We start from the raw sequence: 26,966 nt of genomic DNA, 5'->3' as shown, positions 1-26,966 counted from the left end.
AATAACAACAAAAAATATTAAAATACTGGTCGCTAATTCAATTGATTTGCCGCATGTGCCTGTGTATCCCTGTTCACGCTATATCAGCGGTTACATTTGCCAAGAAACTGTACGGGTATCACCCACGGTAAGATACACGACCTCCGTGCCCGCGTGCGATGACGCACCGGTTTCCGGATGTTCCAGATAAGAGGCCGCCACAAATCGCGGCGGCCAAACAAAAGCAAGGAAAAACGGAGAAATTCTGATGACCAAAACCGCAGGTGGAAAAAAACGCACCAAAGGTTACTGTTTTTTGCCGTCCTGGGCTTTTGCGAATTCATCAAGCTCGGTGATATCGCAGGGCTTGTAGCCGACCACGTAGGCGGCGCGCGCCAGAAGGTGGGAGGAGATCGGCGCCGTCAACATGAAGAAGATGACGCCGGCAACCGCGCGCGTCACCACGTCCAGTTCGCCCGCGTGAACGGCGAGCGCCAGCAGCAGAACGCCGGAGCCCAGCGTTCCGGCCTTACTGGCCGCATGCATGCGCATGTAGACGTCCTTGAAGCGCATGAGGCCCAGCGAGGCGGTCAGGCAGAAGAGCGACCCCACGACCAGCGCGCAACCGACGATGATGGAAATCATGACCGCCCCTCCTTTGCCGAATCAGCCGTCGCGACGGAACCGTGCACGAGCTGGGTCGATTGCGGCTCGCGGTGCGTTTCCGCGGTGATTGCGGCATCACCGGCAAGCCCGCGGTTCAGCAGGAAACGCGCGAAGGCGACGGTCGCCAGAAAGCCGACCAGCCCGAGCGCAATCGCGATATCGAGATAGAGGTAGAAGTCCGTCTTCACGCCGATCACCGCGATGAAGCCGATCCCCACCGTCACCAGCATGTCCAACGCGACGAAGCGGTCGGGGAAGGTCGGCCCCGTGACGATCCGATAGACCGTGAACAGGAACGCAAGCGACATCACACCCAACGCGATGTGGATGCAGACTTCCAGAAAGGGTCCGCCGTCGATCATCGGAACGCCTCCAGGATCTTGCGCTCGAATCCTTCGTGGATCTCGTCGATCACACTTTGCGGGTCCGGCGCGTTCAGCGCGTGGACATAGAGGACCTTGCGGTCCTGCGACACGTCAACAGACAAGGTGCCCGGCGTCAGCGTGATGAGATTGGCCAGGAGCGTGATCTCGAAATCCCGGTCCACCGTCAGCGGATAGGCGAGGATACTGGGGCGCAGATACGAGATATCGGGCGTGAGCACGATCTTCGCCACGCGACAGGCCGACAGAACCAATTCGTAGAAGAAGAGTCCCGCCAAGCTGGCCACCCGACCGACACGGCGGAAATAGCCGCCCGTCCCGATCTGTTCGCGGATCGTGTAGAGCACGGCCGAGGAGAGAATGAAGCCGAAGGCCAGGTTGACGAAGGCAAAGGATCCGGTCATCACCCCCCAAGCCAACGCCATCAGGATGTTGATGAGGAAGATGGCAATCATAGCTGGCCTCCAGTGGAGCCGAATACGGATCCGATATAGCCGCTGGGATCGATCAGGCCGGCGACGCCAGTCTTGGCGATGGCAACCAGACCGTTCGGCGCAACACCGATGAACAGGGACAAACCGACCAGCAAGCCGAGCGCCAGCCACATGCCCGTATAGGCGGCGGACACGTCGGGGGTGGCGACCTCATGGCTTTGTGCGTAGGCGAAGGCCGTTCCATCGGGCGTGCCTTCCGGCCCGCCACGCCAGAAGGCATAGAGACCGATGCGCGTCAATGCGATCGTGGTCAGGAACCCGGTCACGAGAATGGACCCGGCCAGCCACGGCGAACCGGCCTTCAGCGCCGCATCCACAAGCACCACCTTGGCCCAGAAGCCGGAGGTGGGCGGCAGCCCGGAAAGCGACATGGCCAGAATGAAGAAGGCCAGAGCCAGCAGCGGGCTCTTGCCATAAAGCCCGCCGAGCTTTCTCAGCGCGAAGGTGTCGCTTATGCGCACCGCCATGCCGGTGACGAAATAGAGTCCCGTCATCACGATGATGGAGTGGATCGCATAGAGGATCGTACCGGTCAGCGCGAGCGTCGTGGAAACGGCGATACCGGCCAGCATCGAGCCGATACCGGAGATGACCAGATAGCCGAGCGCGCGGCGCAGATCCGACTGGGCCATGGCACCCAGGACGCCCGAAATCATCGTGGCGACGGCGACGACCGCCAGAACGCCCGACAGCATCGCGTGATGAACGGGCAGCAGCATCACCATGGTGCGCATCAGCGCGTAGATGCCGACCTTGGTGAGAAGACCCGCGAAGACACCCGCGACAGCGATGCGCGGCGTGTGGTAGGAGGCCGGCAGCCAGAAGTTCACCGGGAAGGCCGCCGCCTTCATGCCGAAGGCCAGCAAATAGAGCATCGCGACGGTGGTGATCGGCGCCTTGTCCGGCAGGGTCAGGACGGAGCGCGGAATATCGGCCATGTTGAGCGTGCCGATGAGCCCGTAGAGATAGCCCGTGGCGATCAGGAACAGCGTCGTGGCGATCAGGTTCAGGATGCCGTATTTCACCGCGCCGTCGAGCTGCGCCTTGTCGGAGCCCAGGATCAGGAGCCCGAAGGACGAGATCAGCAGCACCTCGAACCACACATAGAGATTGAAGATATCCCCGGTGAGGAAGGTGCCGGACACGCTGGTCATCAGCAGCATCAGGAACGGGTAGAACCCGTATCGTCGCGCGGTCGCGTCACTGTCGCCGACGCCGTAAAGCGCCGTGGCGAAGGCCACGATGGAGGCGATCAACGCCAGGATCGCGCCGGTGGCATCGACCGAGAAGGCGATGCCGTAGGGCGGCAGCCACTGGCCCATGACCATGGTGACGACGCCCTTGTCGAGCACGCGGGCCAGCAATCCGAAATTGGAGAGCATCAACAGAGCCAGCGTCGCGATGGCGATGCGCGGCTGGATTTTGGTGTGCTTGCGCAGCATCAGGCAGACGACGCCGCCAAGCACCGTGATGATGATCGGGGTGACGACCAGCCAATCGCCCGGCGGGACCGGGGTGCTGATCATCGCATGAGAAACATCTACCGTGTGATCTGTCACCGCCATTGCTCAGTACCCGATCGGCGGCTTGAAGTCGCCCTTGGGCTCGGCGACGCGCATCTCGTTGGCGTCATCGGTGCCCAGATCCTGATAGGTGCGGAAAGCCAGCACCAGCAGGAAGGCGAAGACGGAAAACGAAATCACGATCGCCGTCAGGATCAGCGCCTGCGGCAACGGATTGGCGGTCACGCCGACCGAAACCAACGAGCTGTTGGGAATGACCGGCGGCACCTCGCGCTCCAGGCGTCCCGCGGTGAAGATCAGAAGATTGACCGCGTTGGACAGGATCGAGATGCCGAGGAGGATGCGGATCAACTGGCGCGCCAGCATCAGGTAGATGCTCGCGGCGAAGATGAAGGCAATCAGAACGGCAAAACCGGCTTCCATCAGTCCGACTCCCTTTCTTCAAGGGCGAGGGCGATCGAGGTGATCGACCCGAACACGACGAAATAGACGCCGGTATCGAAGACTATCACGGTCGACAGGGCCAGATCGACGCCGAAGACCTCCGGATAAACCCAGTGAGCCGTGAGAAAGCCGACATGGGAGAAGAACGACGGCAATCCCGACAGGCAGGCCAGCAGGAGGCCGAAGGCCGACAGGCTCATGGGGTGGACGCGGAGCGCCCGGCGCACCGGCTGCACGCCGCAGGCGATGCCGTAGATGGCGAAGGCGGAGGCCGCAATCAGACCTCCGATGAAGCCGCCACCGGGCTCGTTGTGTCCACGCAGCAGAACGAAAATCGAGAACAGGACCATCAGCGCGGTAAGAAACGGGGCGACGGTTCGGAAGATGACCGTATTCACGGGGCTACCTCCGGCTTTGCATCGGAAACGGGGGCGAGCGATCCATCACCCGGCGGCGTCTCCTCTTTCTTGCCTCCGCGCTTGCGAACACGGATCAGCGCCAGGATGGCAAGTCCCGTGATCATCACGACCGAAATCTCGCCCATCGTATCAAATCCGCGGAAGTCCACGATGATCACGTTGACGATGTTGCGACCGTGCGCCACCACACGGGAATTGGCGGCGAAGAAATCGGACAAGCGGCTGTCGAAGGGCACCTGGGTGACGGCCAGCAGCAGCGCACCGAAGCCGATGCCGCCGGCGATCGCGATGACCGCGTGAGAGATCGTCTCGCGGAAGGGTCGGTTGTCGTGGGCGCTCAGGTTGAGCCGCGTCATGACGAGCGCGAGGATCACGACCGACAGGGTTTCGACCATGAACTGCGTGAACGACAGGTCCGGCGCGCCGAACAGCATGTAGAGAACGGCGACCGCGAAGCCCTGAATGCCCAGCGAGACAATGGCGATCAGGCGCGTGCGCGCGACGAGCACCGCGATGACGCCCATCACGATCAACGCCAGAACCAGCCACTCGTAGAAGTGGAAGTCCGGCATGGCCGGCATGGACGGCGCCTCGCCGTAAAGCCCCATGGGCACCAGTAAGGCAAGCGCCACGACGACGAAGACCGTGTTCATGTAGACCTGCATCTTGCCCGGCTGGACGATGGCCGTGAATACGCCCGCAAAGCGTACCACCAGACTGATGAACTGGTCGAAGCCGCGATCCGGGCCCCAGCCGATCGCCTTCAGCACCCGCGCCATGATCTGCCGCACGGCATCAAGCCGACAGAAGATGAAGAGGCCGAGCGCGATGGTGATCAGCGACAGGTAGAACGGCGCGCTGATATGCGCCGGGATCAGGTGATAATCGCCATGCACCGGAGCACCAGCCATCGGCGCGATCAGGCTTCCGCCCGTCCAGCCGATACCGACGGCCGCCGCCAGACCGCAGAAGGCCAGCGTCAAAGGACCGAGCCACATCAGGACGGGCCCTTCATGGGCGTGCTTGGGCGTCTTGGTCGGCGCACCGAGGAAGGGTTTGAAAGCGACCCCGAAGGCGGCCGCGAGCATCAGCCCGTTGCCGAGGACGGCCACGACGGTCAACAGAAGTGCATTGTCGGCCAGGTTCCAGGTGCCGTCATAGAGCATCTCCTTGCCGATGAAGCCGATGAAGGGCGGCAGACCACCCATCGACAGCGCGGCCAGCACGGCGGCGAGGAAGGTGATCGGCATTGCCTTGCGCAAACCGCCCAGCCGCATGAGATCGCGCGTGCCACACTCGTGATCGACGAGCCCGGCCACCATGAAGAGCGAGCCCTTGAACAGCGCGTGGGCGAAGAGATAGATTACCGCGCCTTCGATCGCGACCTCGCTGCCCGCCCCCGTCAGCATGACGAGAAGGCCGAGCGAGGCGACCGTCGTATAGGCCAGGATCAGTTTCAGATCGGTCTGGCGCACGGCGAGAAGCGTGCCCACCAGAAGCGTGAGGCCGCCGAAGAACGGCAGGATTGTAATCCAGGCCGCGGTATCGCCGAGCACCGGATTGAGCCGCATCAGCAGGTAGACGCCCGCCTTCACCATGGTGGCGGAATGCAGGAAGGCAGAGACCGGCGTCGGTGCCTCCATGGCGTTGGGCAGCCAGAAATGGAACGGGAACTGGGCCGACTTGGTGAAGGCACCGAGCAGCACCATGATCAGGATCGGTATGTAGAGCGAACTGTTGCGCAGCGCCTCGCCGGAGACGATGACGTTCGACATCTCCGTTTCGCCGGTCACATTCATGATCATCAGCAGGCCGGCCAGCAACGCCAGGCCGCCGCCGCCGGTGACCACCAGCGCCTGCATAGCGGCGCGCCGGGAGGCGGCGAGCAGGTGATCAAAGCCGATCAGCAGGAAGGAGGTGATCGAGGTCAGCTCCCAGAAGATGAACAGCGTCAAAAGATTGGAGCCAGTGACCACGCCGAGCATGGAGCCCATGAACAGGAACAGGAAGGACATGAACCGCCCTTGCTGGGGGTGTCCTTTCATGTAGCCGCCGGCGTAGAGAATGATCAGCGTGCCAATGCCGGAAACGATCAGCGCGAAGAGAACCGCGAGCCCGTCGAGGTAAAAGGTGAAATTGACACCGTATCCCCGAACCCAGGCAAAGCCTTCTTCGAAGGTCTGACCTTGAGAAACCGCTCCGACATAGCTGAAGAAGTGGAGGAAAACCAAAGCCGGGACAATTGCCAGAAGCCAGGCAGCATTGTGCCAGAACATACGCACCGCGGTCGGTGCGACAAGGGCCGCGGCAAACGGCGCCAATACCGCAATGACCGTTTCATCAACCCCGAATAGCGCCATACCCGTCCCTTGGTCCGTCGAGCAGACCCGTCACTTGAGTCCGTATCGTGAACCCCACACGTGGACCCGGTTCGCGGGTCCTCCAAAGTAGATCCGAAGTCCGGATCCCACACATGACTCTGCCGACGCAGGCTCATCATCACGTGGGTCCGCCGATCGACCCCTTCACTTAACACTCGCACTGCGAGTTTCTTCACGGGCCTGGCGTTAAAGACCACCCGTCGCCGATCAATCAACGCCCGGCGGCGCCTTTCCCCTCCGAATCGCGCACCATCGACAAGACTCTCGCGACTAAGTCACCGTTTCGATATACGTCGGATGAGAAAAGTGCAAGTTGCCGACCAGACATGCTATTTCATGTTTATCTGAACAAGCGGTTTGTGAACGCTGACCTTTCGTCAGCAGAGTTTAAAATGGCCCGTTTCGTGATTCGCGGGAGATCTTTCTGAAAGAAGATAATCCGAAGTCAATTCGCTAAGAAAGCCCACTCCGTCCCAAAGGAAGCTCGCAGCATACGACACAGGCGCGCATCCGCAACGGAACCTGCTGCCGCAAAACCACGATCGCGACTATTGCCGTATACGTCGCCAATTCTAAATATTGGGACGAAGACGCCGCCGACACAGGAGCGCCCGACATGAGCAGCGACACGAAGGACAAGGTGGTACTCAGTGATGCCGAATGGCGGGATCGGCTGAGCGCGGATCAATATGCGGTCACCCGCCAGCATAGAACCGAACGTGCAGGGACGGGCCCCTACCTCAACGAAAAGCGCGCGGGCATCTACAAGTGCGTGTGCTGCGGGGCGGACTTGTTCCCCTCCCAGACCAAATACGAATCCGGATCGGGCTGGCCGAGCTTCTATGACCCGCTCGACAAGGATGCCATCGCCGAATTCGACGACAATTCCCTGTTCATGCGGCGCACGGAAATCCGCTGCGCACGCTGCGATGCACATCTGGGGCACGTTTTCCCCGACGGGCCGCGCCCGACGGGACGCCGCTATTGCACGAACGGGCTGGCACTCGACTTCGCTCCCGACGACGAACAAGGGGACTAGACGTCAAGCATTGCGCCTGTTCGCACCTCAGTCGTCGACCACATAATACCGATGGGCGAGCGAGCGCAGACGGCTTAAGCGGAAATGCTTCAGCTTGGCGGGCGGTACATCGAAGTTGATGCCGGTTTCGTTGCCGCACCGCCACCGCACCGTGGTGGGCACGATCGTATCCTCCAGTTCATCGAAGAGCACGATGATGGCGGGAAGCGAGATCTTGGCCGACAGGACGAGGCGCGCACCGCCGGGCGAGAGATCGCGGATCACGCATTCGCTGACGAAGCGGTCATCGAGATCGGCGATCTTGCCCATGCGCAGGCGCGTCGGCTTGCGCGGATGACGGCGCGCATCGCGTCCAGGCTCGGGTTTCCTCCCCATACCGCCATTTCCCTCCCTGCGGACCACGCGCGTGGCGACCAGATCGATCACCTTGCCATTGGACGCCCCCTCCCCCGCATTGCGGGAGCCGCGCGGACGGGATGAGGCCGGGGGATGCGGCGGGGCGATTCTCGACTCGATCATACCCAACCGATAGCGCACGGGGCTTGCGCGGGGCTGATCTTGAGGAAGGGGCTGATCTTGAGGAAAAAGCTCAGGCGTCTTCCTTTTTGCCGTCGTCCCCGTCCCCCCGGATTCGGTAATGCGGCTGTGAAGCGGAGTAAGCGTGGAAAGGTCCAGCACGGCCGCCCTGTCGAGCGCCTCGCCGCTTCCCTCCACATCGCCGGAGACAAGCGTCAAGAGGTTGGCATCGTTACGAATTCGCGCGACCTCCGCTTGGATCTGCTCCAGGGAAGCGGGAAGATCCGCCAGGCTTTCGAGATTCTTCAGCGCGGCACCGGCCTTCTGCTCAAGCTCCTTCTCGTCGGCAATGGGAACCGGATCGGCAAAAGCGGGATAGGACGCCAGAGCGCGCCAGCTCTTCGGCCATTCGGTCATGATGACGATCCAGCGGGCGAGTTGCAACCAGCGCGGATTGTCGCTTTCCCAGTCGCGCTGCTGGATGGCAACGGCATTGTACATGGTGACCGCGTTGACGATCCGCTTAATCTGGCGCGGATTGGCGGGCAGATGATCGGCCAGCGGCAGCAGACGGTGGGAGGGCTCGGCTTCCGCCTCTTCCGAAGCCGCGGCCCGGATGGTCATCTCGTCCTTGAGCCAGCGCTCGAATTTCACGTTCGGCGCGGGAGCGTCCCCAGCTTCCCCCGATCCCGTGAAGTCGGCTTCGAAGACGAAGTCCGGGCTCGCCTGTTGCGCACTACCGACTTCCTTCCAGACCTCCTCTTTGATACCGACGAAATCCGTCGTGGTGACGGATTTGATTTCGGCAACCTTCTGAAAAGCCTGCCGCCAGACTTCCGCCTCCTGCGGAGTAACCGCATCCTCCGGCACAGGCGGGGTATCGTCGCGAACGCCCATGAGCAGGCGGCGAACATAGCCCTCCTGGTTCTTCGGGTTGAGCGCGGGCAGGATGAACGACATCTGGATCGCCTTTTAGACGAACCGTGAACCGAAGGTTTGTTGCGAGCCAACATTGATGTCCTTCATCTTGTCGTGGTGAACCTCGAAGACCCGCTCGATCCAGTCGCGGTCACCGAGAACGACGAAGACGACACGCGGCGAACGCAGTAGGGTCTGCATGCCGCGCACCAGATCTACGATGAATTCCGGCTTGCAGCGATCGAGATCGTCCACCACGACCAGAACGAGCCGACGGACTCGCTCCATGGTTTCGTAGAAATGCTTTCGGAAGCGCTCGAACGGATCGCCCGCGCCCAGCGACAAGCGTCCGGCCAACGTGTTGGTGCCGGGACGAATGGACTCGGTGAATAACGCGCCAATCGCCCAGAATACGCTGATGCCCGTCAGGCCGGAGAGAATTAGACCCAAGCCGGTTCCCAGATCGAACCCGCCACTGCCTGACGGCAAAGCAAATCCAAGCACGGATTTGCCGTCCTTTGGAAAAACCTGGACTATGCCAAAAAAATACAAGCACAAAAGCAAAGCGATGCTAATGCCCGCGGTGATCAGAAAGGATTTGACCTTCGGATTGGAAAGCCACCACCAGAGTTCCGGTCACCAGAGGCGAGCTCACAAGCGGACGCGATCGTTGCCGGAAGGTCTCCGGCGGCGATGTCTTGGTCTCCGGGGCAACAGGATCGAGACCTTCGTAGATTACCGAGTCGAATGCTTTGCGGCGGATGGTTTGATAGAACACCCACCAAGGCGGTGTGACATGTTCTGCCTGCCAGGCGTTGAACGGCACGACAATCCACGGTCTGCGCGCGTCTTCCGGCCAGTTGCGATGCTCCTCCTCGAGAAAGGCGCCAGAGATATCGGCATCCCCACAGCGCTCGCGCAGAAACGAGCCGGCGCCGCGGCTGTATCCGGTCGGGTTGAGGACGCGGGCGAGTAAATTGGCGAAGGTCATCTTGCCGCCGCCCCATGGCGCGTCGAGGTGCAGGACGAAGGCGGCACGGGTGTGATCGCGGTCGAAGAAACGGTTTTTGGTCTCCGTCCGTCCGGTCCAGGAGGCGGAATCGATGCCCTTTGAAGGAACGGAGCGTTCGGTTCGCATATCCCCCGGCTGCGCACCGTTCAGCCGACACCAGATAAGATGAAGCCTCCGGGCCAGCGCGATGGCCAGCACACCGCGGCCGAGATCGTCATGCTCGGTTTCCGCGTCATCCGGCGTGAACCAGGTTTCGGTCTGGAGGTTGTATGGTGGTGGGAGAGGCGCCTCGCCCATCAGCGGCCCTGTCCATGGCGGCGCAGGAGGTCGTCGGTGACCAGAGCCTCCTGTGGTTTCAGCTTGAGGATCGATCCCTGCTAGAAGCCTCGATCCGGCATTGCGTCACGCTGGACCTCATCGAGAGGCACGAGGATCTCATCGAAGAATTCAGTGACGCGGGTCCGGAACCAGCAGATGCCGTCTTCCTCCTTCACCTCGGAGGACGCAATGCGAGACCGATATCGGTGATGCCACCGCGATCGTCTCCCTCGATCGTGCGGCGATAGATGACCGATCGCCTTCGCAGATCTCGGACAGCACGCCCATCCGACCGGACTTCCACGACAACGGTCCTCCCGGCCGGACCTTCGCGAGCCAGTACTTCGTGCGCTCGTCCGGCTTGTACTGAAGCATCCAGACGTTGGGGCTTTCGGCGGGTTCAGGGGCGGAATCAGGGGGAGTTTTCGGGTTATCGTCGCCGTATTGGCGGCGTAGTTCGTCCATCCGGGCCTCGACGGCCTCAGGTCCCTTTCGCGCCAACTCGGTCAGGTTGAGGAGTTCGGCATTCACCGCCGCAGCACCCTGCTCCCAGAGAGGTTCCGGCAAGGTGACACGGGCAACTTCGAGGGCTTCGTCACTCGGCACGCCTTTCAGGCGGACTTCGTACCAGTCGGTCCAGACATGCCAGTTTGGGTCGTGGGAGAACAGAGTTTTCTTAAGATAGTCGAGGCTCCTAGATAGCGCGGAAGGCACGTTATCCGGCCAAAGCGACCTTTCTGTGAGAACGGCCACAGCTCCACCGTGAACAAGGAATGCTTGATCATCGGCAAAGGCGGCTCTAGCCGCGGCGTCGGCTACAGTGAGGACAGAGGCAAAGGCACGGGCGACGTCGGCGCCCCCTAGCATTATCATCGGTGATCGCAATACCAGAGGCAAAGTCCCTGGCAGTTGTTGAGGCCGCGAAGGCGGCTCTGACAATATTGGCAAAGACAGTATCGCCATGGAGGAGACCGCGTTACCAGCGGAGGTGAAGGCGGCGGAGGTAAGAATCTCTCTGGCGCGAGCAGGGTATTTGGCCGCACCCCATGGCAACGCCAAGACCCGAAATAGCGGCAATAAAATTCGGTCAATTACCAATGGGTTGGACGTAGTTCTATTATGCCACATGACATCGATGGAGCCTTGGCATCATCCGCAGGGCGGTGCACGCCGCGATGGCGAACAAGACCTCGACCTTCTGATTGCGCAGCCACGCCTCGAACTCGTCTTGGTCAAATTTCGGTGCTAGCTCTTCGGATGCCGACCCCGGTTCTGATGACGACTCCACCGTTCCTCCTCTCGCATTGCCAATATCTTATGTATTTCCACTCAGAGAAGGAACACGCCGCTTGTCATTCCCGTGCAGGCGGAAATCCAGCATTCTAGAGAGGGGAGAAATTGCGCGCGACGGTCGAGGCCGGTGGGTACGGGATCCCCGCCTTTGCGGTAATGACAGCCGGAGGAGATGGGATGTCTCGTGGATACCGAGAATCCAACACCTCTCACTCGGCGCCAAAGCGCCGACCTCTCACCATGGGAGAGGTAATGGGGCCGGGCTCTTGTCTGAAACACACTTCGAAACAAGCGGGGCCTGCTCGTCATCTTGTCCGCCGCAGCGCCGCCATCACTCGGACTATCGCCCCAAATGCAAAAAGGGCGGGCCTGTCGGCCCGTCCTCTCGCAAAACTCTTATTCGTCGAAACGGCTTATTTGGCCGCTTCGTACAGCTCCTCGACATATTCCCAATTGATGAGATTGTCGATGAAGGCTTCCAGGTATTTCGGGCGCGCGTTGCGGTAGTCGATGTAGTAGGAGTGCTCCCACACGTCGACGCCGAGGAGCGGCGTGCCGCCGTGGACCAGCGGGTTCTCGCCGTTCGGCGTCTTGGTGACTTCCAGCTTACCCTCAGCATTGAGAACCAGCCAGGCCCAGCCGGAGCCGAACTGCGTGGCACCTGCGTTGCAGAAGTCGACCTTGAACTTGTCGTAGCCGCCCAGATCGCTGTCGATCTTGACCGAGAGCGCACCCGGGATGGACTTGCCGCCGCCATTCGGCTTCATCCACTTCCAGAAATGGACGTGGTTGTAGTGCTGGGCGGCGTTGTTGAAGAGGCCCGGAATCTTGCCGAAGCTCTCCTTGATCACGTCCTCGAGCGACTTGCCCTCAAGACCCGAGTCCTTCAGCAGGTTGTTGCCGTTGGTGACATAGGCTTGGTGATGCTTGTCGTGGTGGTATTCCAGCGTCTCGGCAGACATGTAGGGTGCGAGCGCATCGTAGGCATAGTGCAGGTCGGGAAGTTCGAACGCCATCTGGGTCCTCCTTTCGATGGATGAAGACATGGGCCTCTCCCGGCGCACGGCCCCCTCGATTGAGGACCGGGCCCCGGTCAGGCCGGTTGAATGCTTCGAGCGTAGTCCGTCGTTCGGGATTGCGTCTCGATCAGAATTGCAGCGCGGGCGCCGAACCGCGTACCGCCGGTGACTGGCAACATAAGTAAATGTGCCGGTCGCGACAATGGCGCGCGCACCCGTCCGTTCATTTTGATAATGAAAGATTGCCGCCTGAGGTTCCATCCAGGATGCCGGAAAACACAGATTTTTTTCGTGCCTTAGGCGGGATGCTCCGGAAAACGCCTATTCCTCGCGGAAGGCGTTGCGGAAGATATCTGCGTCAAAATTTTCCGGCACCCGCCCCTCGTAGGCATAGACGTAGAGCGCCGCCTTCAGGATCGCGTTCAAGATGGAAACGATCAGCCCGGTGATGAAGAACCGGGCCCCGATGCAGGCGAAGACGAAAATCGACAGCGCGGGCGCGGTCTTGAAGTTGAAGACGGCCCAGAAAATGAAGGGAAAGGTCATCCAGCTCGCCACGGTGGAAAGCAAGCTCAGCCCCACATTGGCAAGCAGCGCCTCGCCCCAGGTCTTGCGGATCATGGAGACGGAACGGGCCAACGCCCTCCACCACAAGCACCGGCACGACGAAATAGACCGCGATCGACCACGCCGCCCCCAGAAGTCCGACGAACAGTCGCCCCAGCCCCTTGAAGCGGCTGGCAATGAAGTTCAGCAGCATACCGATGGAGGCGGAAAACAGCGCCCAGGCGAAAATCTGCGGCAGCATGCGGGAGGAAGCACGAATGCCGTCGGCGACCATCGGGTCGTCGCCCGATAGGCGGATCATGGCGCAGGCGAGCAGCCCGGCATTGAAGAAGGTGATGACGAAGTAGCTCAGGAAATAGAGCAGGAAGAGCAACACCACGAGCCGCGGGTTCTGGTAGATGTCCGGCTCGGCGGCAAGCGCCTGCTAGAATTGGGCGAGATCGCCGCCAGCAAACGCGGGAACGAAGATGCCCGCCATGACAAGCCCCAGCGCCACGAGTGACATGAGCGGAAAGAGCAGCATTTCCTTGTCGAGCATAAGCACCCGCCAGCATGCCCCGCTCAGCGTCACCGCCATGTTGAACTTGTCGATCGTCTCTTGCGCCTCTCGCACGCCCGCCTGCACGTCCGTCTGCTCAGGCAAGCGAAGCATGCGAGTCCCTAAGTTTGGGTGAAGACGTAGCGGAATGAGAGGCCTCGCCCGCCCCCGTCAAACAAGCGCTTGGCGCGGGCGCATGACATGACATGCTAACATGTCAGAATGTCGCAGGTCGCAGTCCCCTCCTCCGTATTGCCCGTCGCTTTCGGCGGACTTTTTTCGCTCGTCGCCGCCATGGGGATCGGGCGTTTCGTCTATACGCCGATCCTGTCGTTCATGGTTCAGGATGCGCGGATCACGCCGGCCGACAGCGGGCTGATCGCGTCTGCCAACGTCCTCGCCTACATGGTCGGCGCGCTGGCCGCGGCCTCCGGACGGCTGACAGCAATGTTGCCGGGCGACAGGCGCACGATCTTCCTGTCGGCGCTGGCTCTTTCGGCCGCCACCACGGCGGCGATGGGGCTGGTCGACAGCGTTCTCGCGTTCATGGTGATCCGGTTCTTGAGCGGCATTGCCAGCGCCTATGTGCTGGTCTTCGCCTCCGCACTGGTGCTGGACCAGATCACGACGGCGGGGCGGCCGGGGTTGGTGGGCCTGCATTTTGCCGGTGTCAGCGCTTGCCTCGTTCGGCGCAGATTGGCGCATGCTGTGGTATGCGAGCGGGCTCGTCTCCGCGCTCGCGCTTGTCGTCTGCGCGTGACTAGTGGAGAAGACCAAGGAGCCGCCCGCCTCCCGCAACCGGCACCGAGAGCCGGTGAATCGGCGGTTGATCGCGCTCTATGTCAGCTATGGCCTGTTCGGCTTCGGCTATGTCATCACCACCACCTTCATTTCCACGATGGCACGCATGTCGCCGACGCTCAGCCCCTACGAGACTGCGATCTGGGTCGCCGTCGGGCTTGCGGGCATGCCGTCGATCGCCTTCTGGACCGCAATCGCGCGGAGGATCGGCAATGCGCAGGTCTACGCGATCACCTGCCTGGTGGAGGCGCTGGGGGTGACGCTGTCGGTGGTTTCGAATTCCGGCGTCGTGGTCGTGCTCGCGGCGATGATGGTGGGCGGCACATTCATCTCCATCACCGCGGTCGGGTTGATGCAGGCGCGCATTCTCTCGCGCGGCAATGCCCATGCGGCGGTGGCGCTGATGATGGCGGCTTTCGGTCTTGGTCAGATGATCGACCCGAGCGTGGCGGGCTTCGCCTTCGATGCGACAGGCAGCTTCCTGCTGCCCTTGCTCGGGGCGGCGGTCACGCTCGTCGCCGCAGCAGCGCTTACGCTGGTTCCGGCGCGCTCGGGAGAGCTCTAGGGCGTTTCAGGACGGATGTGGGTCGCAACGTTGAGAGCGTCGGATGGCTCATCCTTCGAGACGGGCCTGTTGGCCCTCCTCACGATGACGTTGTGCGCGAGTCTTATTATCTTCGTAATATCAATGTGATAAAGTCATTCTGAGGAGGTGCGAAGCGCCGTCTCGAAGGATGGGCCGGACCACCGTAACAGGCGCCCCCTCTCCAACGTGGGGCAGAAATGATTTCGGCGCCCGTGCGCAAACGTGGACGCCGATATTCGTGTTCGGGCTCGCGGCCCGACCTCCGATAGTCGGGCTCAGGCGTGGGCGAAGTCCCAGTAGAGCTCGCGGGCGCGCTTGGCCACCGGGCCGGGATGCAATTCGCGGCTCTCGATGCGGCCGACCGGCATCACCTTGGAATAGTTGCCGGTGGAGAAGATTTCGTCGGCATCCAGGAAGTCGTCCATCACGAGGTTGCGCTCATAGACATCGACCCCGGCTCCGCGCAGCAGCTTGATGATGCGCTGGCGCGTGATGCCGTTCAGGAACGTGCCGTTGGCATAGGGCGTGTGAACCGATCCGTCCTTGACCATGAAGATGTTGGCGCTGGTCAGTTCCGCGATGTTGCCGAGCGTGTCACGCACGAGCGCATTGTCGAAGCCGCGGGCCGTGGCCTCGCGGATGGCGCGGGCGTTATTGGGATAGAGACATCCCGCCTTGGCGTTGACCGGCGCGATCTCCGCGGTCGGACGGCGATAGGGCGACAGCGTGACCGAGAACGTCGCATCCGCCGAAGCCATCGGCGCCGCGAACAGGTTCAGGCAGAAACGCGTCGTCTCCGCATCCGGCGAGATCAAGCCGATGCCGTTGCCTTCCGACCAGTACATCGGCTTGATGTAAACGGCCGTGCCCGACTCAAATTTCTTCACGCCTTCCCATGCGAGGTCGCAGATCTCGCCCACCAACATGGTCGGCTTCAGCCCCATGGTCAGCGCCGATGCGTTCACGCGCTCGGCATGCAGCTCCAGGTCGGGCATCACGCCTTCGAAATAGCGAGCACCGTCAAATACGCTCGAGCCCATCCACATGGCGTGCGTGTTGGGGCCGGCGATGAGGGGATTACCGTCCGCCCAAGTGCCATCGATCCAGCTCCACGTTTGCGACGGTTCCGTCATAAGTTTGTCCTTTTATGTCTCGGAAGCGCAGATCAAACGCCGATGCCGACCGAGGATCAAGGCTTGCGGCGATTTTCTTCAATATGAGAAATAATAATCCCCATTTGCATTTATGTTCTATTTATGTTCTAATCTACCGATCGATAATACGAAATTTCTGACCTTGCACAGGAGATCGGCAATGGGACAGCGTATTATCCTCATAACCCTGGGTGTAACCGACCCCCGACGGCAAGAACCTTCTTCGAGGAAGCACTTGGGTGGCACCGCGCAACCTTCGACAGCGATCAGGTCGCTTTCTACCAATGCGATTCGGTGGCATGGGCGCTTTTCGGCCGCGACGCGCTGGCGGAAGACGCCGGACTTGGGGGATGTTGCCAGACCCAATAACGGGCCTTTTGCTCCCGTCTCCATTGCCTGGAACGGGCACAGCGAGGCGGAGGTGGACGAGGTCTTCGTCGAGGCGCTGGCGCGGGGGCGGAGCCGATAAAGACGCCGCAACACGTCTTCTGGGGCAGCTATTCCTCCTATGTGCGCATCCCCGGCAGCGTGCATCTTCTGGAGATCGTCTACAATCCCGGCTTCCCGCTGGACGAGAACGGACGGATGATCCTGCCGTAGCGCGTGTGATGACCTTGACGCCTGCCGCGCCACGCGGTCTTCTCGAGGTGCGATCGTCAAGGAGTTCGACCCATGCCCCATTCGGCCTACGTCTTCGACGCTTACGGCACCCTGTTCGGCGTCCATGCGGCGGTGCGCAAGCACGCGGAGGCGGTCGGTCGGCCCCGATGCAACGCAGCTCTCGACGCTGTGGCGGGCCAAACAGCTCGAAATATTCGTGGGTGCGCTCGATGATGGGCCGCTACCAGGATTTCTGGAACCTGACCGAGCAGGCGCTCGGTTTCGCCTTCGAGGCGATCCCGACGACCGATCCTTCCATGCGTGCGCAGCTGCTGGAGGCCTATCACCAGCTCGATTGCTATCCGGAAGTGCCGCAGGTTCTCAAGCAGTTGAAGGATGTCGGGCGCCAAGCTCGCCATCCTGTCGAACGACTCGCCGCAGATGCTGGCGGGCGCGGTGACGGCTGCCGGGCTCGACGAGGTGTTCTCCGTCGATCTCTTGCGCGTCTACAAGACGGACGAGCGGGCCTACGAGATGGTGACGAACCACTTCCGCATCTACCCGGAGGCGGTTTAGTTCCAGTCATCGAACCGCTGGGATATCGCCGGCGCCACTGCCTTCGGCTTCCGCACGGTCTGGATCAACCGCGCCAACATGCCGGAGGAATATCACGACATGCCGCCCAACGCCGTGCTGCAGGACCTCAACGAACTGGCCGCGCTGGAATAGACGGAACCGGGTGCAGCTTGGGCACGGGGATGACAGTCAGAGGGGCCCCAGATTGTCTGCCATCATCCCCCGGGGAATCCAGCACTCTCCGCAGATGCCGCTGTCTGCTGGATTGCTCGGACGAAGCCGGGCAATGACGATGGAGAGTGAAAGGCACGAGAGAGTGTGTGTGGCGGGGCCTACCGGATCGCTACCGGCACCCAGTAGTCCACCCGGAATTGCCCCCCCTCGCTTCTATCCGACGACAGCCCCGGTACCGCCTATCGGCGTGTGCATTCGCCCGTCGTCATGTGGGTCAGGGCGGCGCTCATATGGGTCAACCAGTACTGGCACTGCATCTCGCTCTTGAAACACGCCTCGCGGGCGATGTTGCGGGTCTCGTGCGGCCCGAGGAAGATCCGTCCGCCCGCAAGGCCGCGCCAGTAGATGCCGGGCGCGCTCGACTTCTCGACTACGGAGCAATCGAGATCGGTGCCGGTGGCATCGAACACCTGGCCGGTGCGGTGGTCGTAATAGGTGGAGGTGCCGTAACACCCGGCAAGGCCCAGAGACAGGACACCGGCCGCCGCGAGCGACCATGTCCAACGCCGCATCCGCGTGCTCCGCGAATGTCCGCCGCGCTTCGTTTCGACCGTTTCTTCCTGCGCTTCGTGCCGCATGTCAGCTCCCGCTTTGTCCGGCAATGGCTGTGCCTGTCGCCCGACCAATACCATCTTTCGCCGGTCATGGCAGGCATGGGGTTGAAGAAGTTTTCGTTCCCCCCCGATGACAAACGGGTCCTTAAACCGTCCATATTACCCCTGGGGAAAATAACTAGAGTATTTCCACCATGCCTCATTCGCCGGGTCACGCTCCCTCCGTTCTGGTCATTGCAGAAAGCCGCAGTTTTTCTGCGCTGCTGGAGCAGATGTTGCACGGGATCGGGGTCGGGGCGACCACGACGATCGACGAGGCGGATGCGGCCCATCTCTGGCTGCGCAAGAACGCGGTCGATGCGGTACTGGTCGACAGCGATTTGCCGAAGGCTGCCGCGCTGAAGCTCCCCCACCAAATCCAATGCGATGCCACCCAGCACAGCCGATGCGTCCCGCTGATCCTGATGAGCACAAAGAGCGAGCCCGCGATGATGCGCCAGGCGATGAATGCGGGTTCCGACAGCGTAATGCCGAAGCTGGTGCACCGCGTTCATCTGCGCGGCGAACTGAAGCGCCTTCTGGAGCGCCCGCGCGTCTATATCCGTCTGCCATCGGGCTATTGCGGGCCGGATCGGCGGCGACGGGTGATGTCGGACTATGATGGTGAGGACCGCCGCGACGGCGACAATTTCCAGCTTTTCACCGAAGAGGGACCGGTTTCGCGGGAAGCGCTGGAAACGCTCCATCACACCTCCTCCCAGGACGCGGATATCGATGTCCTGTTGGTGCGCGGCGCACAAATCATTGCCGGCTATCGGCTCGACTCGCGGGCCGGGGTCCGCCACGCGCTCGCCTGATCTCCCTCTCCTTCTCCGAATTTCCGCCGTATTTTCAGTCCCCTCGGCACGAATTCGACCCTTGACGTTGCGCAAGGGGCTTTCGCTGCACCGCAGAAGATGTCAGGGTTAACGCAGCGGTAGAAACGTCCTGCGAGGACACCTCCGCACTCCGGCAGGAGAGATAACCACCATGACAGGCAGGATCATCACCATCACCCAGCAGAAGGGCGGTTCCAGCAAGACGACATTGACGACGCACCTGGCCGTCGCTCTGACAACACGGCGCGGTATCCGCGTGGCGCTGCTCGACGTGGATCCGCAAGGAAGCCTCGGCGAATGGCTGGAGGCGCGCGAAGAGACGCTGGGCGAAGACGGCACGGGGCTCATTTTCCGCACCGCAAGCAGCTGGGGCGCCAGGCGGGAAGCGCGTTCGCTGGCGCGCGACTATGACTACGTCATCATCGACACTCCGCCCAAATCCGACCGCGAGGCGCGCCCGGCGATCGAGGCGGCGGATCTGGTCGCCATTCCGGTTCAGCCCTCCCCCGTCGACGTGTGGGCAAGCGCCCAGACCCTCAACATGGCGACAGGCGAAAACGTGCCCGCGATGCTGGTGCTGAACCGCGTGCCGCCGCGCGCCGCGCTGACAGGAGAAATGATCGAGGCGCTGTCCAAATTCTCGCCGATGACCGCCAAGACGCGGCTCGTCAATCGCGTGGCGTTCGCCGCCTCCATGAGCGATGGGCTGACGGTGACGGAAAGTGCTCCGTCCAGCAAAGCGGCGGAAGAGATCGCCGCACTTGCCGACGAAGTGAAGAAGATGTTGCGTAGGAAGCAGGCGGCCTGACGGCTTAGGCTGACAGGTCGAGCAACGTCCCCGGCTGGATTGCCTGTCCCGACGTCGAGCTCGTATAGGCCAGCGCTTCGGTGAGAGTTTCCACGGACTCGCATCACCCGAAGACTCGTCGTCATCGGCGGAGAGACTTTCGGCAAGTTCATCCGACGGCGGCGGGCCCTGCAGCGGCTCCGGGGGAGCCCCGGTCGGCGGACCGGGAGGCGTCTCGAAATGAGGGTTCAGCGAGCGGACCGCTCTCACTGCCGTTTCGGGATCGATCAGGACGGTGGGACTTTCCTCTTCCGCCGCGGCCCCGGTCCGGGCTGCCTCGTTGGTTTGCGCGGTGGGGAAAATGGGTTCGACACGTACGCTGGAGCTGACCTGGCGCAGCCGCGTCTTAAGAGCTGAGATCTAGTATTCCTTGTCCCCTTCACAGGTCGCGCATTGCTGCTCGGCGCGCACGGACTGGATTTCCGCCTGAATGCGGGCCTGTTCCTTGCGGACCGCCTCTTCCGGATCCCCACCCTTGGACAGGGTGTTGGACAGGGAAACAGTCAGTGATGTGCTCAGGGGCGCGACCATGGTTGATCCTGACGACACACACGACATGTGTCGCTGCGTCAGGGGCAACATCCGCTCAGATCATTAAAGCAAGATTATCGACAACAAAAATGTGATCGAATCTCACGGAAATGAAATAAAAAGAGACCTGCAGGTAAGTAGAACTCCGCCTGCAGGCCTGTATTTATTGATTGTTTTGTGTATGAAAAACATCCTGATGCCGGATTTTTCCGGCATCAAAACATGAAACTCGTCAGACCGCCTGGGAGAGGCCGGGAATGGCGTCGATGATGTCCTCGACCACCTTATCCTTGGCATAAGCGACGACTTCCTTGGTCACCGTCTGCACTTCGCCCATGGAGAGCCCGGCCTGGGTCAGTTCGTTCAGCGCGCCCATGCCGGTCATGGCGGCGAGATCGCCGAGAAGGCCGCCCCTCCTGCCACCTTCGACGCCCTCGAGAAGCGCGCGGGCGTCGGGCATGGCGTCGATCACCTGATCCACCTTTTCCGTCGGCCCGTCCTTGTGCAGGAAGCGCAAGATGATGCCGACGGCCTCGCGGGCCGTATCTTTGCTGATGCCTGCCTTGGCACAGATGCGGTTGATCAGTTCTTCCATTGGCTCCTCCAAAACGCGCAAGTATGACGAGCGGCGAGACGCATTCCCCCGCACCTCGCCGCCATGTGACATGATCCTAACATCATGTGCAACTGACATAAGGTCACCTACGATGGAAAGGTGGCGCAGACAATCGTGTCACCCATGCGAAACCGACGAAAAAAGCGCAAAATTCCACCGACTGTCTGGCAAAACCCTTGCCGCTCCGTAACCATGGTAAACATGACGGGCAGGTGATTCTGCTGAGGCGGATCTGTCGACTTCCGACAGCTGGGCAGCGGGCAAGCGGAAGATGTTTCAAGGATGCACAAGGACGGCTCGATCTTCCTGAGCGCCTCACTCTCATCCGAGACGGATGCGCAGCCCCAGTTCATCGACCTCAAGCTCGCCAATCGCCACGGATTGATCGCGGGCGCGACCGGCACAGGCAAGACGGTAACGTTGCAGATCCTGGCGGAAGGGTTTTCCGATGCCGGGGTGCCGATCTTCTGCGCCGACATCAAGGGCGACCTGTCCGGCATCACCGCCGAGGGCACGACACGCGAGGCACTGGAGGCGCGCGCGGCGACGATCGGGTTCGCCGATTTCGGCTACCGCAACTTCCCGACCGTGTTCTGGGATCTCTTCGGCGAGCGCGAGCATTGCGTGCGCACCACCGTCACCGAGATGGGCCCGCTGATGCTCTCCCGGCTGATGGATCTCAATCCGACGCAGGAAGGCGTACTCAACATCGCCTTCGAGCTGGCCGACGACGAAGGCCTGCTGCTGCTCGATCTGAAGGACCTGCGCGCGATCCTGACGGAGGTCGGCAAGCGGGCAAAGGAATTTTCGCTCGTCTACGGCAACGTCTCCACCGCATCCGTGGGCGCGATCCAGCGCCGGTTGCTGGTGCTTGAGCGCGAAGGCGGCGAGGCGTTCTTCGGCGAACCCGCGCTCGATATCCGCGATCTTCTGCGCACTACAGGTGATGGGCGCGGCGTCGTCAACGTTCTGGCGGCGGAAAAGCTGATGGGCTCGCCCCGGCTTTATGCCGCGTTCCTGTTGTGGCTGCTGTCGAAGCTTTTCGAGGAACTTCCCGAGGTGGGTGATCCGGAAAAGTCGCGGCCCGTCGTCTTCTTCGACGAGGCGCATCTGCTTTTCGATGAAGCCCCGGACGCGCTTCTGGAGAAGGTGGAACAGATCGTCCGGCTGATCCGCTCCAAGGGCGTGGGCATCTACTTCGTGACGCAGAACCCGCTCGACATTCCCGAAAGCGTGCTTTCCCAGCTCGGCAACCGCATTCAGCACGCGCTGCGCGCCTATACGCCTCGCGAGCGCAAGGCGGTCACGACGGCGGCGGAAACCTTCCGTCCGAACCCGGCGCTCGACACCGCCACGGTCATTTGCGAACTGGGCATCGGCGAGGCGTTGATCTCCACCCTGTCCGGCAAAGGCGTGCCCTCCATGGTGGAACGCACGCTGATCCGCCCGCCCGCCTCTAGGCTCGGGCCGCTCACGCAAGCCGAACTGCGCACCACCATTCAGGCAAGTCTGCTCTTCGGCATCTACGACCGCATGCGCGACCGTGAAACGGCCTACGAAATCCTGCAGGGCCGGGCATTCGAGCAAACCGTGAACGAGGAGCACGCGCGCGAGAAGGAGGACAGGGCACAGGAGAAGGGACGCCGGATCAATCGGACTCGCACCGGCTTTACCGTCCTTGATTTCGGCCGCAACGACGGCCCGCAAACGCACCGCCAAACGGCACTCGCAATGCCAGGGCATTGCCGAGACGGCGATCAAGGCGGTGGTACGCTCACTCTCCTCCTCGCTCGGGCGCGCGCTGGCGCGCGGGCTCCTCGGCTCGCTGAAGCGCGGCGGCTGACCGGCCGCCGCCGCCTTTCGGAACCCGGCAAAACGCCGTTATCCAGACCTTTCCCGCATCCACACGACGCCCCGCCCCTTCCGACGTTTCCGTTACCCGAATTCCGGTGTAAAAGCCCTCCGCATGACACGTTGCAGCTCTCCCCCCCGCCTCGCCCTCTCCCTCGTCCTCCTCGCCGCTGCGCCGCTTCTCACCGGATGCGCCGTTCCGTCGAACATCGCATCCTTCGGCGATACGTCGCCGGAGCCCGAGACGAGCGATATTCCGGCGCTCCTCAAGATCACCGCGACGTATATCGGCCCGCTCGACGCATCGACGCGCTATTCGACCAAGATCATCGAGGCCGCCCTGCCCGGCTTCACCACCCAGCCCATCCAGATGGCCACCGAAGACTGCACCTTGTGGACGACCGGCGTCTTCCACGACGGATTCCAGGTGCTGCAGGTTCTGAAGGGCAAGGACGGCAAGATCGGCGTGGTTCACGGGGTCTCGCCGAATATCGAGGGCCCGAACGGCGAACGGCTGGGCATGCGGTTCGATCAGGAGGGCACGGCGGTAAGCCAGTGCCGCGTCGGCCGCAACCTGGCGATCTGCCCAGCGCGCGGGGCGCCGAATGTCGATCTCGTCTATGCGGTGACGCAGTAGGACGGCCCCTTCGACAAGCTGCCGCCACGCGAGCTGCTCGAAAAGGCCACGATCCAGCGCATCGTCTGGCACGCGCCGAACGAATAGGACGTTTCGGAGAGCGCCAGTTTCGGCCGTGGGACCCATCCTTCGAGATGGTCCCTCAGACCTCCTCCGTGTCCGGTCCCAAAACTGTATCGGGTTGCCCGCAATACTCTCCACTCGTCATCCCGGCCTCCGAGCCGGGATCCATGCCGTGATCTATCGGCATGGATTACCGGTCGGAGCCGGCAATGACGAGAGAATCGTAGCTGAAATAACCCGATACCATTTACGCTCCGAACCCTCAGGATGACGTTTTGGCGGAGAAGTCTTCCACGCCCTCAATGACGACGCCCCCCTCGCTCGAACTGCGAGAGGGGCCCCGTCCGGCGTTGCCTCGATCCCTGCGATCAGGCCGCAGGGACGGTCTCCGGCCCGGCAAACCGGCCCGAACGAAAAGACATCGGCTTCGGTTCAACAGCCTCTAGCGGATGGACGACCGCATTGCGCGGAAATCCGAGGGGCTGACCTTGCCGTCCTTGTCCGTATCCGCCTTTTCAACGCGGGCCTTGGCCGCATTGAGGAAATCGGCCTTGGAGACCTTGCCGTCGCCATCCTCGTCCATGACGGCGAAACGGTCGGCCTTGGCAGCCTGCCGGGCGTTCTGACGCGCCTGGTTCCAGCCCATCTGAGCCCCATGCGCACCGCCATGTATTCGCTCTTGGTGACGCTGCCGTCGCCGTCCGCATCCATCGTGGCGAAGACCTTTTCGGCGTTGGCGGCCGCCTCGTCGGCAACGATCACGCCATCGCCGTTTTCATCGATGACGGAGAACCGGCGCATCATGCTGGGATCGCGGCCGTAACCCGGCCCATAACCTTGGCCGAAGCCCTGCCCGTAGCCCGGACCATACCGGGACCGGGGCCGTTGCACGGACCCCAACCCGGACCATACCCCTGCCCATAGCCCCAGGGTTGCGCCTGCACCGCGAGAACCATGGCACCCGAAAGGAACATCCAGATATGCGCTTTCATGAGAGTGTCCTTTCCCGTTCGAACGCCCCCCTGAAAGCGTAACGTAGGGGTTGTCGGGACACGGGCATTGAAAATGCCGCAACCGGCCTGCCGCGTTTGTCACGCGATGACGTGACGCCATCTCGGCTTTGCGCTACGCAAGAACCATGACCGGCCAATCCGACGACGCACGCATCAAAGATCTTGCCGACGGCCTGATGGCCGGAAACCGGGCCAAGCTCGCCCGGGCGATCACGCTCGTGGAATCGAAGAAGCCCGCCCATCGCAAGCAGGCCGAAGCGCTGCTGCAGGCCATTTTGCCGGAAACGGGCAAGGCGCACCGCATAGGCATTACCGGAGTGCCGGGGGTGGGCAAGTCCACGACGATCGACACGCTCGGCTCCAACCTGACGGAGGTCGGGCGCAAGGTGGCGGTGCTTGCGGTCGATCCCTCCTCCTCCGTGACCGGCGGCTCGATCCTCAGTGACAAGACGCGCATGGCGCGACTGACCGTCGACCGCAACGCCTTCATCCGGCCCTCGCCGTCTTCCGGCACGCTCGGCGGCGTGGCGGCCAAGACGCGGGAGACGATGCTGCTGTGCGAGGCGGCAGGCTTCGACGTCATTCTGGTGGAGACGGTGGGCATCGGCCAATCGGAGACGACGGTCGCGCAGATGGTCGATTTCTTTCTCGTGCTGATGCTGCCGGGGGCCGGCGACGAGTTGCAGGGCATCAAGAAGGGTGTTCTGGAACTCGCCGACATGATCGCCGTCAACAAGGCCGACGGAGACGGCGCGGACCGGGCCAAGGCGGCGGCGAGCGAATATCGCGCCGCATTGCATATCCTGGCACCGCGCTCTTCCGTCTGGGCGCCGCCGGTCGTCACCATTTCCGGGCTCGCCAACGAGGGGCTTTCGGAGTTGTGGTCCGAGATCGAGCGACACCGCAGGCTGACGACGCAGAGCGACGAATTCGCCTCCACCCGCGCCCACCAGCAGGTCGCCTGGCTGTGGGCGATGCTGGAGACGCGGCTGATGGAGGCGATGAAGACCAATCCGAAGGTCGCCAACATCCTGCCCGACCTTGAGCGCGACGTGCGCGACGGCCATCTCGCCGCCTCCGCCGCCGTGGGCCGGATCGCCGAGGCAATGGGGATCTGAGCGATGACGCGCACCGTTCTGGTCACGGGGTTCGGATCGTTTCCCGGCGTGGAGAAAAATCCCAGCGCCGCGTTGATCCGAGCGGCTACGCGCAAGCCCTCCGTCATTGCCCGCCGACTGGACGAGCGCCTTTCACGTGCTTCCCGTCACATGGGAGATGCTTGAAGACGAGCTGCCGCGGCTTTACGGCCTGCATGGACCGGTCGCAACCCTGCGTCTCGGGGTCGCCCCGCGCCGACGGATGGTCTCGGTAGAAACGCGCGCGCTCAACCGTACGGCGACACATCTGGCGGATGCGGAAGGGTTCTGCTTCACACGCACAAGCCTGGAGCAGAATGGTCCGCGCAACCGGCCCGCAACGCTTCCCGCGGGCACCCTGATCGAGGCCATCCGCAGGACGGGCGTGCCTGTACGCACCTCGCGCGATGCCGGGGACTAACTGTGCAATGCAACGCTCTGGGCGAGCCTTGCGGCCGGGTACACCGCAAGTTTCCTGCACATTCCGCCGATCGACGAAAGCGAAGGCCCCGCGTTCGACGCCCTTGTGGACGCAGTACGTGCGGCGGTGGAAACAGTGTCGATACGGTTGGACGGACTAAACACTCAGCACGTGCACTAAGGCTCAATCTGGGACAAGCGACATCAGAAGCTGACAAGCGCCCGAAATTGCGAAGCAGAACGTGCCCGTCATCATGACGGTATCCCGAATCCGATCCTTTACTCACGGCTAGCAACGACGTAATACACCGGGCGATCCACATGATAAAATACATAAATTCAACTAATACAAGCCCAGACAAAATTAGAAATATTAGAATAAATGAAGAATGATACATAAGAAATATCGATCTAAATGCTCCATTTTGAAATATTTTCTTTCCGATTGAAGTATCAAAAATTTCTACAGTCGGAACACCATCACCCAGTCTGAGAATAATAAATCCAACTGCGCCTAAAATGAGAGCGTAGTATGTTAGCAGATCGAGCAAAAATCGCCCGATTGGATTCACGACACTCTTAAAATCTATATGTCTTGAATATCTCATAATTTATAACATCCAATATTCCATTAAATATTAATATATAAAAACTCTTAAGTTCATTTGTTTCTACCAAATAATCAGAGCCCATCATCAGTGCAATCGCTGATAGAAAAGGGCTAACAGAGCTTCCTATCGAAAAAATAAAATAATAAATTATATAATCAAAATCTTCTTCCTTTATTTTATTAATATATTTAATTATAATATAATAAAAACCTATTGAATTAAATAATATTCCCAACAGGGTATGAATTTGGATACCGATTGATGAGGTCGCTAGAATTAAGAACAAAAAAATTCCAGACGAATGGTAAACATAATAGATAAATTAATACAATTATAAATAAGAAAAACT

General features: G+C 61.3%; 28 protein-coding genes and 4 pseudogenes. 13 read left to right on the top strand and 19 right to left on the bottom strand.

Going from position 1 to position 26,966, the window contains the following annotated elements; genetic code table 11:
- Window positions 1-285: 285 nt before the first annotated feature.
- The 7 genes from mnhG to QNJ43_RS14375 are packed head-to-tail and all read right to left on the bottom strand — an operon-like array spanning window position 286 to window position 6,268.
- Window positions 286-624 carry a monovalent cation/H(+) antiporter subunit G gene (mnhG, locus tag QNJ43_RS14405; protein WP_300471081.1) on the bottom strand — a complete coding sequence of 113 codons (339 nt, stop codon included), beginning with the start codon at window positions 622-624 and terminating at the stop codon, window positions 286-288.
- On the bottom strand, window positions 621-1,007 hold the full coding sequence (locus QNJ43_RS14400; RefSeq protein WP_300471079.1) for a cation:proton antiporter: 387 nt from the start codon (window positions 1,005-1,007) through the stop codon (window positions 621-623). The genes mnhG and QNJ43_RS14400 overlap by 4 nt, the downstream gene beginning before the upstream one ends.
- Window positions 1,004-1,483 (bottom strand): Na+/H+ antiporter subunit E, encoded by a 480-nt coding sequence (locus tag QNJ43_RS14395; protein WP_300471077.1) that lies wholly within the window; start codon window positions 1,481-1,483, stop codon window positions 1,004-1,006. The genes QNJ43_RS14400 and QNJ43_RS14395 overlap by 4 nt, the downstream gene beginning before the upstream one ends.
- A complete protein-coding gene (locus QNJ43_RS14390; protein ID WP_300471075.1) occupies window positions 1,480-3,087 on the bottom strand; it encodes a Na+/H+ antiporter subunit D in 1,608 nt (535 codons plus the stop codon). Before QNJ43_RS14390 ends, QNJ43_RS14395 begins: the two co-directional genes overlap by 4 nt.
- A 3-nt stretch (window positions 3,088-3,090) precedes the next feature.
- The gene (locus tag QNJ43_RS14385; protein ID WP_300471073.1) at window positions 3,091-3,468 is read right to left on the bottom strand and encodes a Na+/H+ antiporter subunit C; all 378 of its coding nucleotides are present in this window, start codon (window positions 3,466-3,468) and stop codon (window positions 3,091-3,093) included.
- Window positions 3,468-3,887, bottom strand: a complete 420-nt coding sequence (locus tag QNJ43_RS14380; protein ID WP_300471072.1) for a Na+/H+ antiporter subunit B — start codon at window positions 3,885-3,887, stop codon at window positions 3,468-3,470. The genes QNJ43_RS14385 and QNJ43_RS14380 overlap by 1 nt, the downstream gene beginning before the upstream one ends.
- Window positions 3,884-6,268, bottom strand: a complete 2,385-nt coding sequence (locus QNJ43_RS14375) for a putative monovalent cation/H+ antiporter subunit A (protein WP_300471069.1) — start codon at window positions 6,266-6,268, stop codon at window positions 3,884-3,886. Before QNJ43_RS14375 ends, QNJ43_RS14380 begins: the two co-directional genes overlap by 4 nt.
- 637 nt (window positions 6,269-6,905) lie before the next feature.
- Between QNJ43_RS14375 and msrB the strand changes: the two genes are divergently transcribed.
- Entirely contained in the window at window positions 6,906-7,328 is a 423-nt protein-coding gene (gene msrB / locus QNJ43_RS14370) for a peptide-methionine (R)-S-oxide reductase MsrB (RefSeq protein ID WP_300471067.1), read from the top strand.
- 27 nt (window positions 7,329-7,355) lie between these two features.
- On the opposite strand, the gene QNJ43_RS14365 is transcribed toward msrB, so the two are convergent.
- The 7 genes and pseudogenes from QNJ43_RS14365 to QNJ43_RS14335 all read right to left on the bottom strand — a co-directional run bounded on the left by QNJ43_RS14365 (window position 7,356) and on the right by QNJ43_RS14335 (window position 13,623).
- Window positions 7,356-8,804 (bottom strand): PilZ domain-containing protein, encoded by a 1,449-nt coding sequence (locus tag QNJ43_RS14365; RefSeq protein WP_300471065.1) that lies wholly within the window; start codon window positions 8,802-8,804, stop codon window positions 7,356-7,358.
- Between the two features lie 12 nt (window positions 8,805-8,816).
- A complete protein-coding gene (locus tag QNJ43_RS14360; RefSeq protein ID WP_300471063.1) occupies window positions 8,817-9,266 on the bottom strand; it encodes a P-loop NTPase fold protein in 450 nt (149 codons plus the stop codon).
- A 67-nt stretch (window positions 9,267-9,333) separates the two neighbouring features.
- Window positions 9,334-10,071, bottom strand: a complete 738-nt coding sequence (locus tag QNJ43_RS14355; RefSeq protein WP_300471061.1) for a P-loop NTPase fold protein — start codon at window positions 10,069-10,071, stop codon at window positions 9,334-9,336.
- A gap of 150 nt (window positions 10,072-10,221) precedes the next feature.
- The gene (locus QNJ43_RS14350) at window positions 10,222-10,845 is read right to left on the bottom strand and encodes a hypothetical protein (protein ID WP_300471059.1); all 624 of its coding nucleotides are present in this window, start codon (window positions 10,843-10,845) and stop codon (window positions 10,222-10,224) included.
- Between the two features lie 953 nt (window positions 10,846-11,798).
- Window positions 11,799-12,401: a superoxide dismutase gene (locus tag QNJ43_RS14345; RefSeq protein ID WP_300471057.1), complete on the bottom strand. Its 603-nt coding sequence runs from the start codon at window positions 12,399-12,401 to the stop codon at window positions 11,799-11,801.
- Between the two features lie 324 nt (window positions 12,402-12,725).
- Window positions 12,726-13,347: pseudogene (locus tag QNJ43_RS14340) on the bottom strand (DUF6159 family protein).
- Between the two features lie 48 nt (window positions 13,348-13,395).
- Complete coding sequence (locus tag QNJ43_RS14335) at window positions 13,396-13,623, bottom strand: hypothetical protein (protein WP_300471054.1); 228 nt, start codon at window positions 13,621-13,623, stop codon at window positions 13,396-13,398.
- A gap of 108 nt (window positions 13,624-13,731) precedes the next feature.
- Here QNJ43_RS14335 and QNJ43_RS14330 point away from each other — a divergent pair.
- Together QNJ43_RS14330 and QNJ43_RS14325 are read left to right on the top strand one after the other, a co-directional pair.
- Window positions 13,732-14,124 (top strand): annotated as a pseudogene (locus QNJ43_RS14330) (YbfB/YjiJ family MFS transporter); the annotation flags it as partial.
- 148 nt (window positions 14,125-14,272) lie between these two features.
- Window positions 14,273-14,875, top strand: a complete 603-nt coding sequence (locus tag QNJ43_RS14325) for a YbfB/YjiJ family MFS transporter (RefSeq protein ID WP_300471052.1) — start codon at window positions 14,273-14,275, stop codon at window positions 14,873-14,875.
- Window positions 14,876-15,171: 296 nt separating this feature from the next.
- Here QNJ43_RS14325 and QNJ43_RS14320 read toward each other — a convergent pair whose 3' ends face one another.
- Complete coding sequence (locus QNJ43_RS14320; protein WP_300471049.1) at window positions 15,172-16,029, bottom strand: branched-chain amino acid aminotransferase; 858 nt, start codon at window positions 16,027-16,029, stop codon at window positions 15,172-15,174.
- Window positions 16,030-16,393: 364 nt separating this feature from the next.
- Here QNJ43_RS14320 and QNJ43_RS14315 point away from each other — a divergent pair, with 364 nt between their 5' ends.
- Together QNJ43_RS14315 and QNJ43_RS14310 are read left to right on the top strand one after the other, a co-directional pair.
- The gene (locus tag QNJ43_RS14315) at window positions 16,394-16,519 is read left to right on the top strand and encodes a hypothetical protein (RefSeq protein WP_300471047.1); all 126 of its coding nucleotides are present in this window, start codon (window positions 16,394-16,396) and stop codon (window positions 16,517-16,519) included.
- 203 nt (window positions 16,520-16,722) lie between these two features.
- Window positions 16,723-17,379 (top strand): annotated as a pseudogene (locus tag QNJ43_RS14310) (haloacid dehalogenase type II).
- 260 nt (window positions 17,380-17,639) lie between these two features.
- Here the strand turns inward: QNJ43_RS14310 and QNJ43_RS14305 are convergent.
- Window positions 17,640-18,038, bottom strand: a complete 399-nt coding sequence (locus QNJ43_RS14305) for a hypothetical protein (protein WP_300471045.1) — start codon at window positions 18,036-18,038, stop codon at window positions 17,640-17,642.
- A gap of 170 nt (window positions 18,039-18,208) precedes the next feature.
- On the opposite strand from QNJ43_RS14305, the gene QNJ43_RS14300 reads away from it, so the two are divergent.
- A complete protein-coding gene (locus QNJ43_RS14300) occupies window positions 18,209-18,871 on the top strand; it encodes a response regulator (protein ID WP_300471042.1) in 663 nt (220 codons plus the stop codon).
- Between the two features lie 172 nt (window positions 18,872-19,043).
- The gene (gene parA, locus QNJ43_RS14295) at window positions 19,044-19,700 is read left to right on the top strand and encodes a ParA family partition ATPase (protein ID WP_300471040.1); all 657 of its coding nucleotides are present in this window, start codon (window positions 19,044-19,046) and stop codon (window positions 19,698-19,700) included.
- 399 nt (window positions 19,701-20,099) lie between these two features.
- Here the strand turns inward: parA and QNJ43_RS14290 are convergent, their stop codons facing one another.
- The gene (locus QNJ43_RS14290; protein WP_300471037.1) at window positions 20,100-20,270 is read right to left on the bottom strand and encodes a hypothetical protein; all 171 of its coding nucleotides are present in this window, start codon (window positions 20,268-20,270) and stop codon (window positions 20,100-20,102) included.
- A 232-nt stretch (window positions 20,271-20,502) separates the two neighbouring features.
- Window positions 20,503-20,865, bottom strand: a complete 363-nt coding sequence (locus tag QNJ43_RS14285) for a DUF2267 domain-containing protein (RefSeq protein WP_300471035.1) — start codon at window positions 20,863-20,865, stop codon at window positions 20,503-20,505.
- Between the two features lie 303 nt (window positions 20,866-21,168).
- Between QNJ43_RS14285 and QNJ43_RS14280 the strand changes: the two are divergent.
- Window positions 21,169-22,729: pseudogene (locus QNJ43_RS14280) on the top strand (helicase HerA-like domain-containing protein).
- 123 nt (window positions 22,730-22,852) lie between these two features.
- A complete protein-coding gene (locus QNJ43_RS14275) occupies window positions 22,853-23,374 on the top strand; it encodes a DUF1131 domain-containing protein (protein ID WP_300471032.1) in 522 nt (173 codons plus the stop codon).
- A gap of 505 nt (window positions 23,375-23,879) precedes the next feature.
- Here QNJ43_RS14275 and QNJ43_RS14270 read toward each other — a convergent pair.
- Complete coding sequence (locus tag QNJ43_RS14270; protein WP_300471030.1) at window positions 23,880-24,083, bottom strand: EF-hand domain-containing protein; 204 nt, start codon at window positions 24,081-24,083, stop codon at window positions 23,880-23,882.
- 9 nt (window positions 24,084-24,092) lie between these two features.
- Here QNJ43_RS14270 and QNJ43_RS14265 point away from each other — a divergent pair, with 9 nt between their 5' ends.
- From QNJ43_RS14265 to QNJ43_RS14250, 4 genes are all read left to right on the top strand, one after another.
- Window positions 24,093-24,260, top strand: a complete 168-nt coding sequence (locus QNJ43_RS14265; RefSeq protein ID WP_300471028.1) for a hypothetical protein — start codon at window positions 24,093-24,095, stop codon at window positions 24,258-24,260.
- A 315-nt stretch (window positions 24,261-24,575) separates the two neighbouring features.
- Window positions 24,576-25,568: a methylmalonyl Co-A mutase-associated GTPase MeaB gene (gene meaB / locus QNJ43_RS14260; protein WP_300471026.1), complete on the top strand. Its 993-nt coding sequence runs from the start codon at window positions 24,576-24,578 to the stop codon at window positions 25,566-25,568.
- A 3-nt stretch (window positions 25,569-25,571) separates the two neighbouring features.
- Entirely contained in the window at window positions 25,572-25,733 is a 162-nt protein-coding gene (locus QNJ43_RS14255; RefSeq protein ID WP_300471023.1) for a hypothetical protein, read from the top strand.
- Window positions 25,705-26,007 (top strand): hypothetical protein, encoded by a 303-nt coding sequence (locus QNJ43_RS14250; protein WP_300471021.1) that lies wholly within the window; start codon window positions 25,705-25,707, stop codon window positions 26,005-26,007. Before QNJ43_RS14255 ends, QNJ43_RS14250 begins: the two co-directional genes overlap by 29 nt.
- Window positions 26,008-26,966 lie beyond the last annotated feature (959 nt).

It is taken from the genome of Breoghania sp. (assembly GCF_030066895.1).
GTDB lineage: Bacteria > Pseudomonadota > Alphaproteobacteria > Rhizobiales > Stappiaceae > Breoghania.
Note: the sequence above shows the minus strand (reverse complement) of the source record. Positions and strands in the feature narration are given on the sequence as shown.